We start from the raw sequence: 17,881 nt of genomic DNA, 5'->3' as shown, positions 1-17,881 counted from the left end.
GGCGGTGGATCATGTTCGTTGTGGTGGTCGATGTCGCTGTGGCGGAGTTGGATCGGGTGCATGCCCGGATCGGTGGTCGGTTCGCCAGTTCGGAGCCCCGGTTGCGGGCTCGGGAGTATCTGCTCGGGTTGACCGCAGGGTTGGAGCGCAAGAACGGTTGGACGCTGGCCGAGCGGGCCTGCGAGGTGTCGCCGGACGGGATGCAGCGGTTGTTGAGGTGGGCGGACTAGGGCGTCGACGGCGTGCGCGACGACCTGCGCGACTACGTCGTGGAGCACTTCGGTGCCATGGACGGGGTGCTGATCGTGGACGACACCGGGTTCCTGAAGAAGGGAACCCGCTCTGCCGGGGGTGCAGCGGCAGTACTCGGGCACCGCCGGGCGCACGGAGAACTGCCAGGTCGGAGTGTTCCTGGCCTACGCCTCCGACCGCGGTCACGCGTTGATCGACCGGGAACTGTACCTGCCTGAGTCCTGGACGGGCGACCGGGAGCGGTGCCGGGCTGCCGACGTGCCCGACGGGGCCGGGTTCGTCACCAAGCCGCGCCAGGCGATGGCGATGATCGAGCGGGCGTTGGCCGCCGGTGTGCCGTTCGGGTGGGTGGCCGCCGACGAGGCCTACGGGCAGGCCAAGTACCTGCGGTTCTCGCTGGAGCGGCACGACATCGCGCACGTGCTGGCGACCAGGGTCAACGACACGCTGGTCACCACCGACTTCCGCCAGGCCCGCGCCGACGCCCTGGTCGCCGAGCTGCCGACGAGGGCCTGGCGACGGTTGTCGGAGGGCGCCGGGGCGCACGGGCCACGCGAGTACGACTGGGCGAGGGTGCCACTGCGCATCCTGTGGGAACCGGGTCGCGGGCACTGGCTGCTCGCCCGACGCTCGATCGCCGACCCGACCGAGATCGCCTACTACGTCTGCTACGGGCCGCGACGCTCGACGCTGCTGGACCTGGCCTGGATCGCCGAGAGCCGTTGGCGCGTCGAGGAATGCTTCAAACAGGCTAAGAACGAGGCCGAGCTCGACCATTACCAGGTCCGGTCCTGGCGGGCCTGGTACGCCCAGATCACCCTGTCCATGCTCGCCCACGCATGGCTGGCGGTCACACGATCGCTTGTGGCAAAGGGGGGACCAGCACCAGTCACACGGGCATGATCGGTTTTACGTTACCCGAGATCCGATGCCTGCTGATCGGCCTGATCCTACGACCAGCCACCAACTCCGAGCACATCTGGTCCTGGTCGTGCTGGCGGCGACGACATCAATACCAAACCCGCCTCAGTCACTACAAACGACGCGGTTACCCACTCACATAAGTGCCGTTGCAGTACTAGGCGTCCTGGACATCGGCTACCAGCTCCAGCGCGTCCGGGGGCAGCTCCTGCACCGCGAGACCAAGACGGAAGCGTCGGAGGACACCTTGCCCATGCCCTCGATCGCGGCCACGGCGATCAGGCTCCGCCGTCGGCAACGCCTCCTCGACCGCCAGGAGGCGGACGTGGCCTGGCACGAGAGCGGGCTGCTCTTCACCACCCGGCACGGCACCCCGATCGAGCCGCGCAACTTCAACCGGTCCTGGGACCGGCGTTGCGAGAAAGCCGGGGTGCCGAAGATCACTGTGCACGACGGCAGGCGGAGTTGCGCCTCACTGCTGGCGGAGCTGAACGTGCACCCTCGGGTGGTCATGCGCATTCTTCGCCACGCCAACATGAAGGTCACCATGGAGATCTACACCGAGGTGTCGGACGACACGACGCGAAAGGCGCTGCAACAGCTCAGCGAAAGCCTCGACTTCTGAGCCGCTGCTGTACTTCGCTGCTGGCAACAACGGCAGAGGCCCAGCAAGCTGATGGCTGCTGGGCCTCTGACCTGCGGTGGGCGATACAGGGATCGAACCTGTGACCTCTTCGGTGTGAACGGGACCAGGTATATCCCGACTGTTTAACACGGTCTCACCTGTAGCGGTTTGAGATGCATTTACAGGTTCGAACCGTCTCACGCCGTATCAGCTTTACCTGCGGTTCCGAGCACGTCTTAGTCACCAGTTCGACTACAGGCGTGCTGGCTGGACATACGTAGCTGACTGCGAATTGGTCTAGTACCCCCGCTTGCGCGGTAAAGACGCCGTCGCCTGCGCGGCGCCCAGTGGGTAGCGCGGGCCACCCCCGCGTACGCGGGGAAGATATGCCGATCCCGACCACGGTGGACGAAGTCGACGGACCACCCCTCCGCGGCCTGCAAATCGCGACCACCGCGAAAAACGAGGACGTCACCGACCCGGCCACGCGCCTGCTCGCCGCCGGCTCCGCTGCCTCCTCCTGACTCCCAGCCGCTCTCGCTGCTGGCCCGACGGCACCTGCCGTGCCCACTGTCAGCGAGAACGACGTGTACCTGGTCGTCGCGCGCGTCTCGCTGTTCGACCGAGTAGTCCCCTGGCCGCAACTGCTGGGCAGCTCGGGCACCAAGAGGTGCTGACCACGCTGGAGGGCAAGGGCTACTAGACCAGCATCAGAGCGGTCGACAACACCCCTCCCCCGCCTGGTCTCCGCCCGACATCTGATGGTGATGGGCCCGCTGCACGCGATCTTCATCTCCGGTTCTCGGCACGCTCATGGCCAAGGTGCCTGCCGTCGACCCCGTGCGCGCCGGGAACCGGTTGCCAACCATGCGCCCCGGCGCGGACACGCAACGCATCCACCCTGCCCAAGACGGGCTCGTCCTAGGCGGCGAGCCGGTGGCAGTGCTGAAGGTGCCCGTCGACGACGGGTAGGCGACGGCGATCGCCGAGGCGGCGACCCCGCACCTCTGACCTGTATGGGTGAATGCAGACCGAAGAGCCTGACTCCGATCTCCAGGCCACTATCGTGCCGTTGACCGAGGGGCGGCAGGAGGCGGGTGGATGTCCGTAGACGGCGATGAGGCGGACGCCGATGCGGTGCTGCTGGGAGGCGGCCTGCCGAGATCGGCGGCACAGGAGCAGTTCAGCCTGGCGTACGTCCAACTGGTCGCTGCTGCTGGCGGCTACTCCATCAAGAGGCACGAGACCGACTACGACGGCGTCGACCTAACGCTCTACGGTTCCGGGCCCTACTCGGGCTACAAGCCTGAGTTTGAGATGCAGTTAAAGTGCACACGCCAGCAGAGCCTGCTCAAAGCCGACCACCTGGCGTGGAGCATGAAGCGCAAGCCGTTCGAAAAGCTCACTCTGGGTAAGCGGTACATCCCTGCTCTGCTAGGCGTGATCATCATCCCCGAAGGGATTGACGATCTGCTGAGCATCTCCGAAGACGGCCTGGTCACAACCTGTCGGATGTACTGGCAGTGGAGGCAGGAATTGGGCACTATCCAGGAAGGCTCGAAGACCAAGACGGTACGCCTGCCACGGAGCAACCTGTTCGACGTACACGGGCTTCAGAAGATCATGGAGACCATCGAGGAAGGAGGTGAGTGGTGAGCAACTTCCGGCTCGATGACTACAAAGAGTTGGCCACCACCATCTCACCTCTAGCCGTATCCCAGTACCTAGCCGCCGAGCACTGGGACCTGATCGCCCGCGATGAGTCCGTGAAGGAGATCTGGCAGGCCCCAGGCGGTGGCTTCGAAGAGCTACGGCCGCGCGTGATGCTTCCCTTGGCCACTGACTACGTCGACTTCTCCCACCGCTTCGAGGACAGCCTCCAAGCGCTCACTCGCTTCACCGGGTTCGACGCCGCCACGCTAGCCGAGCGCATCGCAGCCACGCGCGCGGACTTGTTCTTCGTACGCATCGACCAGGAAATGGTAGACGGCACCATCCCGTTCAAGCAGGCAGAGCGGACCCTCGAAGGCCTCTACAAGATGCTCAAGGCCGCCGCAACCTCGGCCTATGATCCGACCCACTCGCACAAGGGCAGGCGGGCTGGCATGGTCAACGACTTCCTCGACGAGGACGTTCGGCTTGGCCACACCAAGCGAGGCAGCTTCGTATTCACAGTGGTCACCCGGCTGGGGGAAATTCCGCCTGTCCCTCAAGGCGTCGGAGATATCCCCACCACGCTGTTCCCGCGCCGTGTGATGGAAACACTAGCCCGCGGGCTGGATGCCAGTCGACGTCTCGCGCTGGACTGGGACGAGTGGAGTGCCGAGCAAGCAGTCAGCAGCGGATTGAGCGCGAGCTTCGTCGAGTCGCTGATGGAACTGGCCGAGCCTGAGTCGATTCGGGCCGTAGACCTGTCGTTCGATTGGGCTGCCGCAGCACCACCACCATCAGTCCCCGCGAGTCAGGTTGTAGTCGAGCGGCGGGCAATCGAAGGCCTGCCCCAGGTTCGCGAGCGTCTGGTACGACGGGAACAGCCGCCGAGGTCCCAAACCCTGTTCGGCACCGTACGGCAACTGACACGCGAAGACGGTGAGACCGACGGTGTCGACACGGGCACCGTCCAGTTGCAGACCGAGGTGGACGGTCGTTCCCGCCGGGTGTACGTCCCGCTCAGCGGCGATGACTACCAGAACGCGGTCCGCGCCCACATGAACAAAAAGCCCGTGATGGTGAAGGGCACCCTTGCCTTCGAGGGCAAGGCGTGGCGCCTATCAGGAGATGTCACCTTGGAACTGCCGTTCGAGCGCGAGGGCTGACACCCAGCGCGACAAGAACCTGCCCCCGGCACCACATGACGACGGGGGCTCGTATTGCACGGGGTGGCAGGTGGGTTACAGGCGAGGGCGACTAGGCCGAGGGCGACACGAACCACCCTCGCCGATTACCGCGAGATCGCACTAATAGCTCCTTTCAGAATGAGTTGGTTGGTGTTTGGCTGGCGGGGAACTCGATAGGGCATGGCTGCGCCGTGGATCGTCGATGACGGGCTGTGGGACCTGGTCGAGCCGCTGATCCCGGTCCCGACCAGGAACTTCCGCCACCCTGGCCGTAAACGGCTGCCCGCACGTGAGTGTCTGCAGGGGATCCTGTTCGTGCTGCACACCGGCATCGAGTGGGCCGACCTGCCCACCGAGCTCGGCTTCGGCTCGGGCTCGACCTGCCGCCGCAGGATGGTGGAATGGACCGAGGACGGGGTCTGGCAGCGCCTGCACGAGGTGCTGCTGGCCGAGTTGCACGCGGCCAACCGGATCGACTGGTCACGCGCGGCGATCGACTCCTCCCACGTGCGGGCGTTAAAAGGGGGCGCTTCACGGGTCCGAGTCCGGTCGATCGCCACAAGACCGGGTCGAAGCACCACCTGGTCGTCGATGGCGCCGGGCCCCCATTGACCGTGGCGGTCAGCGCGGCCAACACCCACGACACCGGCACGCTGGGCGAGATGGTCGACGCGATGCCCCGTGTCGCCGGGAAACCCGGACGGCCGAGGTGGCGGCCTGAGGTGATGCTCGCCGACCGCGGTTACGAGAGCCGGGCCAACCTGAACACCCTGCGCCGGCGGGGGATCGTCCCGTTGATCGCCCGACGCGGCCAGCCACACGGCTCCGGACTGGGCACACTGCGCTGGGTGGTCGAACGCACCCTGTCCTGACTGCACCAGTACCGACGTCTACGCACCCGCTGGGACCACCGGGCCGACCTGCACCAAGGCTTCCTCAACCTGGCCTGCGCACTGATCTGCCACCGACGCCTCCACTCATTCTGAAAGGAGGTCTAACTGTCTGGCTGGCCCGGAGGCAGCGGGTAACCCCGAGGCTGGAGCCGGGGGGGCGCGCTCAGGACCGGCGGGAGCTGCGCGGACTGGGAACCGCTGTAGCCCGCCAAGCCGCAAGCCTGCCCCAAGGGGCTCCGCAGAATTCACCAAACACCAAGTTTCGGCTGGTAGCGGGCCCGACTATTGATCATGGCCAGATCCGCAGAATTGCCGCAAAACCTCCGCAGAATCCCCTTCGACTTCAGCCTCGGACGAGTCGGCTGGTGTAGCCCGCTTCGACGAGCCGTTCGAAGGCCGCGTTCACCTCAGCGGGGACCTCCTGCGGGATGGCATACCCAGCCTCAGCGAACAGGGTCATCCGCTGCGTGTCCCCCACCAACATGCTGATCACGAAGTCGACGTCCCCGATCCCCGCGACGTAGTCATCGATCGGCGGACGGTGCGAGGTGCACACGATCTCCAGCTCAGGCCAGAGCTTCCGACAGGTCGCGTACGCACGCCGCTCCTGGTACGGCCGGGACACCAGGACCGCAGAGGTGACCGAGATTCCCCCGCGCGCCAACAGTTCCCGGCTCAACGTGAAGTTCTCCGCCGTGTTGGTCGCCCCGGTCTCGATCAGGATGTCGCTGTCCGGCACGCCGTGCTCCAAGGCGTGTTCCCGGTAGTGCACGGCCTCACCTCGCGGGAACCGGGCAACAGTGGTCGGCGCGTTGGCGCCGGTAAACAGCAGCTGCAGCACGACGCCGTCGCGGTGCAGCTCGACCGCGCGAACCGCAACGCCGATGTCGTGGCTACCCAGCCCGATGCCGATGTCCGCCGGTCCAACCTCGTGGTGCATGTCGTGGTAGTCCCACAAGGTCAGCACGTCGTCACGGTGCTGCTCGGGGATGGTGGTCCACGGCATGAAACACCCTCTCAGTCGGGGATCTGAAAGCTGTAGGACCACTCGAACCGGCTGGCAGCGTGGACACCGCGCGCGAACTCGATAGGAGTGCCGTCCTTAGCGAAGGTGCGCCTGGTCAAGATCATGACTGGCTCACCGGGCTGGAGCCGAGGGGGGAGGCGACTGGCCGCGCGCAGGTCCGACGGGAGTCGCGCGGACTGGGCACCGCTGTAGCCCTCCAAGTCACAAGCCAACCAGCCCGACCACCCCGGACCGCTCCGCAGAATCCGCACAATCTGCAGAATTCACAGAGCACCCAGTTTTGCCTGGTAGCGGGCTTTCCTGTTGATCATGCTCGGATCCGCAGAATCGCCGCAAAACCTCCGCAGAATCCCCCCTCGGCTTCAGCCTCGGATGAGGCGACTGGTGTAGCCCGGCGCGACAAGCCGCTCAACACCGGCACAAGCTCACCAGAGGCTGCCAGTATGGGGGAGGATCGAGGGGGCTTCATGAACGACACGAACTGGCTGACCAGGACGACTACCAGCGCTCAGGACGACGCGGGTGCGGTACTGCGAGCCTGGCGCACGACGGCGAAGCAGAACCAGACCTCCGTCGCCAGCCTGCTGGGAATCACCCAGCAGAACCTCAGCCAGATCGAAAAGGGCGTCCGTCCTGTCTCACTGGACCTGCGCCGCAAGCTCGTCGAGGTCCTCGGCATCGCCCCCGAGGACCTCGGCCTGTCCGGCGGGCAGGCTCGCGGGCTCGTCGCCTCCGACGACGCCAGCCCTGAGATCGCCGCCAGCCGTCTGCACTGGCGCTCTCAGCGACGCTGGCTCAACCAGAACCGGTCCACACTCGCGCAGCTCGCCGCCAGCCTCTACCCAGTCGAGTGCCGCGTACCCCGCACCCCGCTGATCACCCACCCTCACTGGTTGTCCAGCGCCCCCACCGACCTGAGTGCGTTCGCACTGACCCTGTCCGAGCAGCCGCGCCCAGTGGCGGTCGACGGCTCCGAGGACGCCGCCCGCGCTGTCCGCCCACTACGAGTGGGGACTACGCACTTCGAGCGGTACACCGCCGCGATCCGACACCTCGCCCCGCCGTCGCTGTTCGAGTCGCGCCCAAGCTACCGGCTGCTCAGCGCCTCGCTGCCCAAGCGTGAACTCGGGTTCGGGTTGGCCGCCTACTTCGACAAGCTGGACGTCTCCGAGGCGCTGGGCCACGAGATGGCGCTGGCCTGCATGAGCGACGGCATCCCGGCGAACGCGGGCAAGCTGCGCGGGCACCTGCCGTTCCGAGACCTGATCGGCGACCCGTTCGACCCAACCCGCCGCGCGATCATCCCCGCGATCACCACGCTCACGATCCGACTGCGCCGCTACCCCGCCGAGCCCTCGTTCCTGCTGCACTGGCGCGATCCCGCGAAGGTCGCCACGGCGGGCGGGGTGTACGACGTGATCCCGGCGGGCGAGTTCCAGCCGTCGAGCATCGCCCTGTGGGACCGGACCAACGACTTCGACCTGTGGCGCAACATCGTGCGCGAGTACTCCGAGGAGCTGCTGGGCGAGCCCGAGCACGACGGCACCCGCACCCAGCCGATCGACTACGACGGCTGGAACCTGTACCGGGAGCTGGGGCAGGCCCGCGCCGACGGCAAGGTCAGCGCGTTCTTCCTGGGCATCGGCATGGACGCCCTGACGCTCGCGGCGACCATGCTCACCGTCCTGGTGATCGACGGCGACACGTTCGAGCGGGTCTTCGGCGACGCCGTGCGCTACAACGAGGAGGGCGAGATCGTGTCGGTGGGCGGCGGCGCACCGACCGCGGGCATCCCGTTCACCGAGGCCTCGGTGACGCGCATGCTGGCCTCCGAACCGATGGCCTCACCTGGTGCGGCCTGCCTGGCGCTGGCCTGGAAGCATCGCGAGCACCTACTGGGGCTCTGAGAGGACGCGATGCCGACTTCGGACCAGTGGCTCCAGGTGCGCAAACACCTGGGCCAGCACCGCCACGCCTTCGCCGTCCAGGCCGCCGACGAGTATCCGGACACCCCGAAGCTGGCGGGCACCCCGCTGCTGACCAGTCCGCTGTGGACCCCCGCCGCGCCCGTACCGCTGGACGCCATCCGACTGTTCCGCCGGGCCGAGCACGAGTTCCACGGCGTCACCGGTGCCGGGGACGTCGCCACCGCGCAGCTGCCCGACGACGACCAGGGTGAGCGCTTCCCCCGCTACTCCGCCGCGATGGCCGCGCTCGCCGCGCCCGCCGTGTTCCAGAACCGGTCGACCTACCGGCTGCTCAGCGCCGACCTAGCCAAGGCGCACACCATGGCGTTCGGCGCGGGCACCTACTTCGACGGGATCGACGTCGGCGAGGCGTGCGCCCACGAGTACGCCGCGCGCGAGCTGGGCCTGGTCGACGGGCTCGCGCTGCGCCAAGCCGTGGGCGACCCGTGCGATCCGACGCGGCGCCCGACGAACGTCGCGATCAGCACGCTCACCCTGCGCCTGGACCGCACGACCGGCGAGGCCACGTTCTTCCTGCACTGGCGCGACCCCAAGCGGGTCGGGCACGCCGGTGGGCTCTACCAGGTGTTGCCGGTCGGGGTGTTCCAGGCGTCCGAGGACGGGCCCGAGCACGTGGACAACGACTTCTCGCTGTGGCGCTCGATGATCCGGGAGTTCTCCGAGGAGCTGCTGGGCACCTCCGAGGACCACGGCGGCGCGGTCATCGACTACGACGCCTGGCCGTTCGCGGCGCGCTTCACCGCAGAGCTGGGCGAGCGGGTGCGGGTGTTCTACCTCGGCATGGGCGTGGACCCGTTGACGCTGGCCACAGACATGCTCACCGCGGCCGTGGTCGACGCACCACTGTTCGACGAGCTGTTCGGCGACCTGGTGGAGGCCAACGAGGAGGGGCGCGTGCTGGAGGCACAGGCGTTCACCGAGGACGTCGTCACCCGGTTCGTCCACGACGAGCCGACCCAGGCCGCCGGTGCCGCGCTGCTCGCGCTCGCCTGGGAGCACCGGGGCGCGCTGCTCGCCTGAGCGGTTACAACGCCACGTTGTACAAGCTGGCGTTGTTGGATTCTCCCCCCTTCTGGCGACGATGCTCTAGCCATAAGAGCATCGCCGCCAGAAAAGGAACCCGGTGAACTTCCAGCGACGGCAACAACTTCGCCACCGCCCCAGCTCGTCAAGGTCGCCCGTCGCGACCTGCCCCTTAATCTCGCCGCTCGTCTTCGAGCTGCTGAACACGCTGCCCTAGAGCCTCGACAGCGGCGTGCAGGCTACCGATCTGCTCAGCAAGCACCGACACGGTAATTGGCCCGCCACCCTGCACAGGCAAGCTCGGCGCGACGAAAACACCGACACCAGGCGTCGCGGTCAGCCAACCCTCGTCCTGCAAGACCTTCAAGGCTTTTTGCAGCGTGGCGAGAGCGACTTTGTACTTCTCAGCGAGGGAGCGGTTGCCCAGCAACTTCTGGTTGGGCTTCAGGTTGCCAGCGAGAATCTCATCCTTGATCTCCTCGACAACGCGCCGGTAGGCAGCGAGCCCAGCCCTCGTGTCCATGTCCGGATTCTAGGTGTTCACGACCAATCCGCGACCAATCATGGCCAATCCCTGACCTAGCCCGACCTAGGACACCCGTTTGGAGTATGGCCAACTGACATAGGTCGACATAGGTTGATGCATGTTGAGACGCAGCAGAGAGGACTGAGACTGTGGAAGCCAGTGAGTCGATCAGCGCCCTGGAGCTGCTGAGCAGCGCCCTCCAGGACGCGCTGACCGCGCAGCAGCAGGGCCTGGTCATCGGCCCGCCCGTGGACGAGATCACCCTGCGCCGCGCGGAGCGCCGCGCCCGCCTCTCCGACGCCGAGCGCGTCCAGGAGACCTGGATCTTCGGCGGTGCGGCGTGACCACCGCGCACTCCCTGAACAGGGGAGACACGTTGTGGACGCTGCTGGGCAGCCTGTCCGGCACCGACTTCGGCGCGCACCCCGCGTGCGTCGGCGAGGACCCGGAGCTGTTCTTCCCGTTCCCCGGTCAGCACGACCAGGTGGCTGCGGCGAAGTCGGTGTGCGGGCGGTGCCCGGTGCGCCAGGCGTGCCTGGCCCACGCGCTGCACCACGACGCGGAGGGCGTGTGGGGCGGCACGACCGAGGACGAGCGGCGGCAGCTGCGCGTGGTGGTCGTGGACCGGGAGGCGGTGGCGTGATGGCCTCGGCGTTCAGGGTCGATGACGGCGGGGACCGGTCCGCCGCGAGTGACGGGGTGTCCCGGTTCGGGGTCTACCTGGAGCGGTCGGGGTTCGAGCGCGTGGAGGACGCGGCCAGCTTCGCCACCTCGGTGGTGCGGGTGGCGCTGCCGCCGGTGATGTCGCCGGGTTACGTGTGGCAGCACCCGCGGGTGCAGGACGTGTCCGCGCTGCGCGGTGACGCCGGTGAGCTGGTGTTCGCGGTCTCCCTGGTGTCGGCGCTGCCCGCCGCGCTGGAGCCGATGGGGCGCCGCTCGCTGGGCTGGGAGCGGAAGCGGTCCGCCGGGCAGGTGTCCTGGTTGGAACCGGAGCGCTGGGACCGGGTCGCGTTGCTGCCGAGCCTGGTGGTGCGCGTGCCGGTCCCGGTGGAGGCGCTGCCCGCGCCGCGCTACCGGGCGGACGGCGTGCCGGAGCTGGGCGCGTCCAAGCGGGCGGTGCGGGTGGTGGTGGCCGAGCTGGAGCGGGTGGTCGCACCGGTGCTGGCGGTGCTGGAGCCGCACGGGGCGGTGGCGTGATGGGCCGCCGGTTCGAGCTGGTCACGGTGGTGTTGCCGTGGAACGGGCAGGCGGTGTTCTGCCGCGGTGAGCTGGACGGGCTGCCGGTGTTCGGGTGGCGGGGCAGGCCGGGCGCGGTCCCGGCCGGGTTGTGCACCCGGCGGCAGCTGCGCGCCGAGGGGTTGCGGCCCGGCGGGGCGGACCCGGTGGCGCTGTTGGTGTTCGGCCACCGGCGTCCGGCGCGGTCGGTGGAGGTGTGCCCGCTGTGGCTCCGGGAGACCGCGCGTGCGGTGCGGCCGATGACACCGGCGAAGTGGTCGGCGCACCGGGCGGCGATGCGCGCCCGCCGGTTCTGCCGTACCTGCCTGGCCGAGGTGGACCACGTGGTGCGCGGTCCGCTGCGCCAGTGCTCGACCTGCTACCAGTCCGACGACGCGACCTGGAGCGCCGCATGAGCAAGCACCAGCGCAACCTGATCGACCCGACGACCGGCAACCGGTTCACCCAGGACCGCCCCTACGGCCCGGTCCAGCCGGTCACCAGCTCGGACGGCACCCCGCCGCCCTCGCAGCGCTCCCGCTCGTGGGAGCACCTGGTGGCCAGCGGCTACGACCTTCAGCCCGACGACTGACTTCGCCCGGACCGGCGGGCACGTCCCGCCAAGAACAACCCCGCCGGTCCGGCCCACCCACAACACGCCCCGAGGGGGCGAGTGAGGAGAGCACCAGCATGTCGAGCACGGACAAGTCCCACAAGCCGCTGTTGCGGCCTGATGAGTACCGCGAGGCCGCGCGCACGGTCCTGACCTTGACCGACGCCGACCAGGACCTGCTGGCCAGGGCGGCTGGCCGCTACCTGGACGTGGCCGACGTGGTCGAGCGCGCCGCCGAGGTGCCCGCCGAGCGGCGCGCCCAGTTCGCCCACGACGTCGACCACGTCGTGGAGCACCTGGTCAAGGCGCTGACGGTCACGACCAACAACAGCTGGCCGCTGCTGGCTACGGCGCGGGTGTACCTGCGGCTGGCCGGGGACGCGGCGCGCCCGCAGCAGGGGTGGGTGGCCTGATGGCGATGGGGTGCCTGGGCAGGATGCTGTCCGCGCCGTTCGTGCTGGTGGGGTCGCTGCTGAAGCTGCTGTTCCTCCCGGCTCTGGTGCTGGTGTTCGTGGTGCTGCTGGCCCCGGAGGGCTGGGGCCTGGTGGTCGGGGTCGGGCTGGCGGGCTACCTGGCGGGCGTCATCACGGCGTTCCGGGCCGGGGCGCGGGGCATGACGCGGTCGCTGGAGCGCAGCGGCATCCGCTTCACCGGTGACGAGCGCGCGGGGAGGCGGTGATGGCGGTGATTGATCGCAGGGCTGTGCGGATCGCCGCCGACGCCGAGGCCAAGATCCGGGTCGCCGACGCCGAGGCCGCGCGGAAGCTGGAGGCGCAGCGGGCGCGGATCGAGCTGGAGCGGTTGCAGGCCGAGGCCGACCGGGTGAGCCGGGCCGAGCGGGACGTCGAGCGGCGGGCCGAGCGGAGCGGCGCCGGGATGAGCGGCGGGTGCGGCGCGCCGAGGGCAAGGCGCGGCGGGCGGAGCTGGTGGCCGGGGTGCTGGACGGGTTCGCCGACAAGGTGATCGTGGTGCCGGTGCTCATGGCGATGGCCGGGGCCTGGTGGGGGCAGTTTCAGGTCTTCCACCAGCGGCTGTCCTGGCCGGTGCCGTTGGCCGCCGCCGCGGCGACCGGGATCGAGTGCATCGGGGTGGTGTGCGGGCGGTTGGCGCACCTGGCGCGCCGCCAGGTCACCGTGACCGGGGCGGACGGGGTGCAGGTGACCCGTGACGACTCGGCGTGGGTGGAGCGGTCGGTGATGTGGGCGGTGGTCGGGTACGCCGCCGCGTCGAACTGGGCGCACGCCGGTGACCCGACGGTGGGGCGCTGTCGGTGGTGGGGGTGGCGGTGTGGGAGGCGCGGGAGCGTCGGGTGCACCGGCTGGCTCTGGCTGAAGCCGGGAGGCTTCCGGCGCGGCGCCCGAGGTTCGGTGCGGTGCGGTGGGTTCGGTACCCCGGCTGGACGTGGCGGGCGTGGTCGGCCGCGTTGCGGCACGGGCTGGCGGACGCGGCCGAGGCGTTGGCGGTGGCTGATCGGGAGACGGCCGAGCGGAAGGTCCGGCGGGCCTCGCACCGGGCGTTGGGGTGGCGGGCGCGGCGCAGGTTCGGTCGCGTGGTGGCCAAGCGGCTGGAGGCGACCGACGTGGCGCGGCGCGCAGCTGCGGCGGAGGTGATCCGGCAGGCCGAGGAGGTCATCGGCGCGGCGGCGATGCTGTTCGGTCCGCGCGCCCTGACCGAGGCGACCCGGTCGCGACCGACCAGCGCGAACACCGTCCCGGCCGAGGACGACGGGAAGGTATCCCGGTCACGGCGCTGGGGCCGCAACCTCCAGGCTTCAGCCTCCCCCGAGCACGCGGCCGAGGCGACCGGGACGGCGGCCGGGGACACCGGCGAGAGCGCCCTGGTGGTGGTCGACGGGGTCGACATCACCGACCTGATGCCCACCGCCCGCACCGTGGCGGCCGGGCTGGGCGACCGGCTCAACCGGGACGGGCTGCTGGACGGGTTGCGCGAGGCGGGCCTGTCGGTCGGCGGTCGCCGTCGCAAGGCGGTCTACGACGCGGTGCTGGCCGAGCGCGACCGGGTCGCGGCCTGACCTTCCGGGTGCGGCACCCACACCCGCCGCGTGGGTGTCGCCGCCCGGTCGGCCACGGCCCGACCACCCCGCACCACTTCCGTCCGGAAAGGACCCCTCATGGCCAGGCCCGAGTTCAAGGAGCCCGAGTTCACCGGGACCGTCTCCCTGCACGACTACTGCAACACCGCCCGGAACATCCTGCGCCCCTACGGCTACCAACTGGTGGTGGCCAGCGAGGAGCTGGGCGCGGCGCTGAAGTACACCCGGCCGCAGAACCCCGAGGAGTACAAGCGGATGCCGAACTGGGTGCGGGCCGAGCTGGTCTCCCGGCACCTGGCGCACTCCGCCGAGGCCCTGATCGTGGCCCAGAAGTCCCTGGTCGCGACGTACCTGGCCTACCGCAAGTACTTCGTCGGCGCGGGTCCGGACGAGATCGCCTCGGGCCCCAAGCGCAAGTGGGACTACAGCAGCTGACCCGCCGTTCGTGCGGTGACCGCGAGAACAACCAGCGAGAGGAGCAGGTGATGGGCAGGCGTACCGGCGGTACCCGCACGACGGAGTACGAGCAGAACAAGGACTTCGGCTACTACGTGCCGCGCAGCTACTGGGCCTCACGGGTCGCCCCGTACGTGGGTGAGTGGGCCGCAGTGGGCGGGATGTGGGCGGCGGGGGCTGCCACGCACGTGCTGTGCGCGGATTCCGAAGTGCTGCCCTGGGTCACGCCGGGGCTGACGCTGCTGGGCACCGGGTTGTCGGCGGTGGCGTGGAAGGCGGGTGCGGCGCGCGGGCTGTCCACCCGGCTGCACGCCACCGCGACCACCGCCCTGGGCGGGCTGTGGCTCACGGCATCCTCGATCGTGGCGCCGTGGACGCAGCCGATGACCGGGCTGTGCCTGTACGGCGGCGCGGCGGTGGCGCTGTCCTGGAACATCCGCCGGGTGCTGTCCAGGGGCAGCGGCAACGGCGGTGAGGACGGCACGGGCGGGCTGTTCGAGAAGATCAAGCTGGCCGGGGTGCGCACCGGGCAGGTGGCGGTGGCCCCGAACAAGGTCGTTGTGCCGCTGGCGCTTGAGGCCGGTGAGGTGTCCATCGAGGACGTGCAGAAGAGCGCGGACAAGGTGGCCCAGGTGCTGCGCCTGCACAAGGGCTCGGTGCGGATCACCGGCGACCCGGACGACCTCTCGCGCGGCGAGATGACGATCGTGCCGCAGGACGTGCTGCGCAAGCCCCAGCCCTGGCCCGGCCCCTCGCACCCCGGCGGCTCGATCACCGACCCGCTCGTGTCCGGCCTGTACGAGGACAACGAGCCGCAGTGCCTCTACCTGCCCGGCGACAAGAAGACGCAGCGGCAGGCCACGCACTACGTGGTGCAGGGCATGAACGGCTCCGGCAAGAGCCACGGGGCGAAGCTGGTGTGGGCGGAGATCCTGACCCGGATCAACGTCAACCTGCTGGTGCTGGACCCGTCCAAGGGCGAGCAGACGGTCGGGTTCCTCGGGGACGACACGCCGGTGGTGATCGGTCAGCAGCAGTGCCAGGACCTGATCTCCAAGGTCCCCGACGTGATCACCGACCGGGCCACCCAGCTCGGCCGGTGGGGCTTCGACCAGTGGACCCCCGAGGCGCACGCCAAGCACGGGATGCCCTACCTGGTGATCTGGGTGGAGGAGGCCCCGCGCGTGCTGGAGGACGCCAGGACCATCACGCGCATCGCCCAGGAGGCCCGCTCGGCCGGGATCTCGCTGGTGCTCTCGCTCCAGAAGGCCAGCTTCCGGCAGATGTCCACCGACATCCGCTCGCAGCTGGGCGGGGTGTGGTGCTTCGGGGTCAGCCAGATCGAGGACGCCGCGTTCACCCTGTCCGAGGAGGTCATCGACGCCGGTGCCCGCCCGGACCGCTGGAAGAACCGCCGCCCCGGCTGCAACTACCTGGAGGGTCCCGGCATCGAGGAGGAGCGCTTCCCCGTCCCCGCGCGCACCTTCGACGTCGGCTCCGATGAGCTGTCCGAGGCGATCCAGGCACACGCCGACGTCCGGGCGCCGCTCTGGGAGCCCACCGCCCGAATCCTGGGCCTGCCCGTGAAGCCCGCCAGTGAGAAGGGAACCGCCGTGCCCGCGCCCAAGCCCACCCAGTCCACCGACGACTTGGACGTTCTGCCCCTGCCCGAGGGCGACGACGTGCCGCCGCTGCCGGAGAACGACGACCCGGACCTGGAGTGCGGCCCGGAGGACGAGCTGCCCACGCTCCCGGAGACCGAGTGGCCCGGTGGCAAGCCCACCCGCAAGCAGGCGATCGCGATGCTGCACAGCGCGATCGAGGAGCTGATCGCCCAGGGGCGCACCGAGCTGACCGTGCGCGACCTGCCGGACCCGGCGCTGCTGGGCCGGGGGCGGGCGTGGCTGTCCGGGGAGCTGGGCCAGTTCGCGCTCCAGGGCCTGCTGGTCGAGGACGGGCAGGACGGGCAGGCCATCCGCTACCGCATCCCCACGCGGGAGGCTGACGCAGCGTGACCGACGCGGGCGTTCCTGACGCTGCCTGACGTCAGGGTCAGGAACGCCCGCGAACCCCGGTCCGACGCGTGCGCGCGCACGCCTGCGCGCGAACCGCCTTTCATAACACCGTTCTGACACAACCTGACGCCACGTCGGGTCGACCTTCCACACCCATCTGACGCTACGCACAGTAATCAAAAGGAGGTTCCGATCATGGAACTGGTCACCGGCACCACCACCCGCGACTTCGCCGCCGAGGAGCGCTCGCTGCGGCTGCGCGCCGAGATCACCGAGGTGCAGGACGAGCTGCGCAAGGGCGACGCCAAGGTCAGGTGCTGCTGGCCCTGTTCGGCGCGGGCCTGGCCGCGGTGGTGGCCCTGTACCGGGACGGGGTCTCGCTCCCGGCCACGGTGCTGCTGTTCCTGGCCGCGCTCCCGATGGGCGCCGCGCTGGCGTTCCTGCTGCTGACCGTGCGCCCGTGGCTGGAGGGCACCGGCGGGTTCCTGCGCTGGGCCGCCTACCACCGCGAGCCCGAGGCCGTCATCGCCGACCTGGCCGACGCCACTCCGACCGAGCTGGCGCACGAGCTGGTGGGCATGTCCGCGCTCGCCCTGAACCGCTACCGCCGCATCCGCACCGCCGTGCACCTGCTGCTGCCCTCCCTGGCCCTGATCGCCCTGGCCGTCCCGCTCGCCTGACCCCGCCCCATTCCCACCGTCCACACAGGAGAAAACCGTGAAGGACCTGGACGTTCTCAACTGCCTGCGCGGCGTGTTCGACGCCCTGGACGCCGCGAACGCCGGTCGGCGCGAGCTGGGCCACACCACCCGCGACCGGCTCGTCACCGCGCTGGAGCACCTGGCCACGGTCATGCGGGGCACCCGGACGGCGTTGCGCCGATGCGGCGAGGGCGCCCGGCAGCTGGCCGAGACCACCGAGCACCCCGACCTTGCCGAGCTGGCGCACGAGTTCGAGACCGCCACGACCCCCTTGGTCGAGCGGGCCGCCACCGCCCTCCGAGCGTTCGAGACCGCCCGCGACCGCGCCCAGGCCGCCCTGCGCACCCGTGCTCCGGGGCCGGGCAAGTACGGCCCGACCGCCGGGGAGCAGTCGCTGGCGATGCTGGCCGACGCCGCCGACCTGATGGACCGCGGCTTCCGCCCGGTCCTCACCCCGGCCGGGTTGGAGCAGGCCACCGACGAGCTGGAGCGCATCGCCTCCCTGACCGCCGAGCTGGCCCACGCCCTGGCCGACGCCGCCCACCGGCTGGCCCAGGTCTGCACCACCAAGTCCGCCGCCGAGGCCCAGCACCGCAACTGCGAGCGGGTGCACGTCGCCCGGATGCGCACCAGCGAGCTGGACCGCGCCCTGGTCCCCCTCGGGGTCCTGGCCGGGCGGCTGCACGAGCTGGACGCCCGCGACCGCGACGCCTGACCCTCGAAACCCAACATCGGC

General features: G+C 69.6%; 22 protein-coding genes and 2 pseudogenes. 20 read left to right on the top strand and 4 right to left on the bottom strand.

Annotated features, from left to right (window positions below; translation table 11 throughout):
- Positions 1 to 20: 20 nt before the first annotated feature.
- From CNX65_RS10370 to CNX65_RS10350, 5 genes and pseudogenes are all read left to right on the top strand, one after another.
- Positions 21 to 1,155, top strand: a pseudogene (locus tag CNX65_RS10370) (IS701 family transposase).
- 25 nt (positions 1,156 to 1,180) lie between these two features.
- Positions 1,181 to 1,798: a tyrosine-type recombinase/integrase gene (locus tag CNX65_RS10365; protein WP_373565508.1), complete on the top strand. Its 618-nt coding sequence runs from the start codon at positions 1,181 to 1,183 to the stop codon at positions 1,796 to 1,798.
- 1,101 nt (positions 1,799 to 2,899) lie between these two features.
- Positions 2,900 to 3,454 carry a DUF4365 domain-containing protein gene (locus CNX65_RS10360; RefSeq protein ID WP_096492581.1) on the top strand — a complete coding sequence of 185 codons (555 nt, stop codon included), beginning with the start codon at positions 2,900 to 2,902 and terminating at the stop codon, positions 3,452 to 3,454.
- Positions 3,451 to 4,614, top strand: coding sequence for a hypothetical protein (locus CNX65_RS10355; protein ID WP_096497715.1), 1,164 nt, complete (start codon positions 3,451 to 3,453; stop codon positions 4,612 to 4,614). The genes CNX65_RS10360 and CNX65_RS10355 overlap by 4 nt, the downstream gene beginning before the upstream one ends.
- Positions 4,615 to 4,815: 201 nt before the next feature.
- Positions 4,816 to 5,621 (top strand): annotated as a pseudogene (locus CNX65_RS10350) (IS5 family transposase).
- A gap of 250 nt (positions 5,622 to 5,871) precedes the next feature.
- Here the strand turns inward: CNX65_RS10350 and CNX65_RS10345 are convergent.
- The gene (locus CNX65_RS10345) at positions 5,872 to 6,534 is read right to left on the bottom strand and encodes a YdcF family protein (protein ID WP_096492580.1); all 663 of its coding nucleotides are present in this window, start codon (positions 6,532 to 6,534) and stop codon (positions 5,872 to 5,874) included.
- 11 nt (positions 6,535 to 6,545) lie between these two features.
- Entirely contained in the window at positions 6,546 to 6,806 is a 261-nt protein-coding gene (locus CNX65_RS37760) for a UTRA domain-containing protein (RefSeq protein WP_269770697.1), read from the bottom strand.
- Positions 6,807 to 7,022: 216 nt separating this feature from the next.
- Between CNX65_RS37760 and CNX65_RS10335 the strand changes: the two genes are divergently transcribed.
- Both CNX65_RS10335 and CNX65_RS10330 read left to right on the top strand, forming a co-directional pair.
- The gene (locus CNX65_RS10335; RefSeq protein WP_157767577.1) at positions 7,023 to 8,462 is read left to right on the top strand and encodes a helix-turn-helix domain-containing protein; all 1,440 of its coding nucleotides are present in this window, start codon (positions 7,023 to 7,025) and stop codon (positions 8,460 to 8,462) included.
- A 9-nt stretch (positions 8,463 to 8,471) separates the two neighbouring features.
- Positions 8,472 to 9,563, top strand: coding sequence for a transcriptional regulator (locus tag CNX65_RS10330; protein ID WP_096492578.1), 1,092 nt, complete (start codon positions 8,472 to 8,474; stop codon positions 9,561 to 9,563).
- 175 nt (positions 9,564 to 9,738) lie between these two features.
- On the opposite strand, the gene CNX65_RS10325 is transcribed toward CNX65_RS10330, so the two are convergent.
- Positions 9,739 to 10,089 carry a winged helix-turn-helix domain-containing protein gene (locus CNX65_RS10325; RefSeq protein WP_096492577.1) on the bottom strand — a complete coding sequence of 117 codons (351 nt, stop codon included), beginning with the start codon at positions 10,087 to 10,089 and terminating at the stop codon, positions 9,739 to 9,741.
- Positions 10,090 to 10,241: 152 nt separating this feature from the next.
- Here CNX65_RS10325 and CNX65_RS10320 point away from each other — a divergent pair, with 152 nt between their 5' ends.
- From CNX65_RS10320 to CNX65_RS10285, 8 genes are all read left to right on the top strand, one after another.
- On the top strand, positions 10,242 to 10,436 hold the full coding sequence (locus tag CNX65_RS10320) for a hypothetical protein (RefSeq protein WP_096492576.1): 195 nt from the start codon (positions 10,242 to 10,244) through the stop codon (positions 10,434 to 10,436).
- Positions 10,433 to 10,735, top strand: coding sequence for a WhiB family transcriptional regulator (locus CNX65_RS10315; protein ID WP_408608526.1), 303 nt, complete (start codon positions 10,433 to 10,435; stop codon positions 10,733 to 10,735). Before CNX65_RS10320 ends, CNX65_RS10315 begins: the two co-directional genes overlap by 4 nt.
- Positions 10,735 to 11,289 carry a hypothetical protein gene (locus tag CNX65_RS10310; RefSeq protein WP_096492575.1) on the top strand — a complete coding sequence of 185 codons (555 nt, stop codon included), beginning with the start codon at positions 10,735 to 10,737 and terminating at the stop codon, positions 11,287 to 11,289. Before CNX65_RS10315 ends, CNX65_RS10310 begins: the two co-directional genes overlap by 1 nt.
- Positions 11,289 to 11,723 (top strand): RRQRL motif-containing zinc-binding protein, encoded by a 435-nt coding sequence (locus CNX65_RS10305; RefSeq protein WP_177154700.1) that lies wholly within the window; start codon positions 11,289 to 11,291, stop codon positions 11,721 to 11,723. Before CNX65_RS10310 ends, CNX65_RS10305 begins: the two co-directional genes overlap by 1 nt.
- Entirely contained in the window at positions 11,720 to 11,899 is a 180-nt protein-coding gene (locus CNX65_RS10300) for a hypothetical protein (RefSeq protein WP_096492574.1), read from the top strand. Before CNX65_RS10305 ends, CNX65_RS10300 begins: the two co-directional genes overlap by 4 nt.
- A 98-nt stretch (positions 11,900 to 11,997) precedes the next feature.
- Positions 11,998 to 12,333, top strand: a complete 336-nt coding sequence (locus CNX65_RS10295) for a hypothetical protein (RefSeq protein WP_096492573.1) — start codon at positions 11,998 to 12,000, stop codon at positions 12,331 to 12,333.
- On the top strand, positions 12,333 to 12,599 hold the full coding sequence (locus CNX65_RS10290) for a hypothetical protein (protein WP_157767576.1): 267 nt from the start codon (positions 12,333 to 12,335) through the stop codon (positions 12,597 to 12,599). The genes CNX65_RS10295 and CNX65_RS10290 overlap by 1 nt, the downstream gene beginning before the upstream one ends.
- Positions 12,599 to 12,883, top strand: coding sequence for a hypothetical protein (locus CNX65_RS10285; protein WP_096492571.1), 285 nt, complete (start codon positions 12,599 to 12,601; stop codon positions 12,881 to 12,883). The genes CNX65_RS10290 and CNX65_RS10285 overlap by 1 nt, the downstream gene beginning before the upstream one ends.
- Before the next feature lie 49 nt (positions 12,884 to 12,932).
- Here the strand turns inward: CNX65_RS10285 and CNX65_RS10280 are convergent, their stop codons facing one another.
- On the bottom strand, positions 12,933 to 13,235 hold the full coding sequence (locus CNX65_RS10280) for a hypothetical protein (protein ID WP_096492570.1): 303 nt from the start codon (positions 13,233 to 13,235) through the stop codon (positions 12,933 to 12,935).
- 57 nt (positions 13,236 to 13,292) lie between these two features.
- On the opposite strand from CNX65_RS10280, the gene CNX65_RS10275 reads away from it, so the two are divergent.
- The 5 genes from CNX65_RS10275 (at position 13,293) to CNX65_RS10255 (ending at position 17,860) form a co-directional block, all read left to right on the top strand.
- Positions 13,293 to 13,952 (top strand): hypothetical protein, encoded by a 660-nt coding sequence (locus CNX65_RS10275; protein ID WP_096492569.1) that lies wholly within the window; start codon positions 13,293 to 13,295, stop codon positions 13,950 to 13,952.
- A gap of 99 nt (positions 13,953 to 14,051) precedes the next feature.
- Positions 14,052 to 14,408 carry a hypothetical protein gene (locus tag CNX65_RS10270; protein ID WP_096492568.1) on the top strand — a complete coding sequence of 119 codons (357 nt, stop codon included), beginning with the start codon at positions 14,052 to 14,054 and terminating at the stop codon, positions 14,406 to 14,408.
- Between the two features lie 50 nt (positions 14,409 to 14,458).
- Complete coding sequence (gene traB / locus CNX65_RS10265) at positions 14,459 to 16,444, top strand: plasmid transfer protein TraB (RefSeq protein WP_096492567.1); 1,986 nt, start codon at positions 14,459 to 14,461, stop codon at positions 16,442 to 16,444.
- A 314-nt stretch (positions 16,445 to 16,758) separates the two neighbouring features.
- Positions 16,759 to 17,124, top strand: a complete 366-nt coding sequence (locus tag CNX65_RS10260; RefSeq protein ID WP_096492566.1) for a Pycsar system effector family protein — start codon at positions 16,759 to 16,761, stop codon at positions 17,122 to 17,124.
- Positions 17,125 to 17,161: 37 nt separating this feature from the next.
- Positions 17,162 to 17,860 carry a hypothetical protein gene (locus CNX65_RS10255; RefSeq protein ID WP_096492565.1) on the top strand — a complete coding sequence of 233 codons (699 nt, stop codon included), beginning with the start codon at positions 17,162 to 17,164 and terminating at the stop codon, positions 17,858 to 17,860.
- Positions 17,861 to 17,881 lie beyond the last annotated feature (21 nt).

Origin of the sequence: Actinosynnema pretiosum (genome assembly GCF_002354875.1) — a bacterium.
GTDB classification, from domain to species: domain Bacteria; phylum Actinomycetota; class Actinomycetes; order Mycobacteriales; family Pseudonocardiaceae; genus Actinosynnema; species Actinosynnema auranticum.
This window is presented reverse-complemented; position numbering and strand designations above follow the sequence as displayed.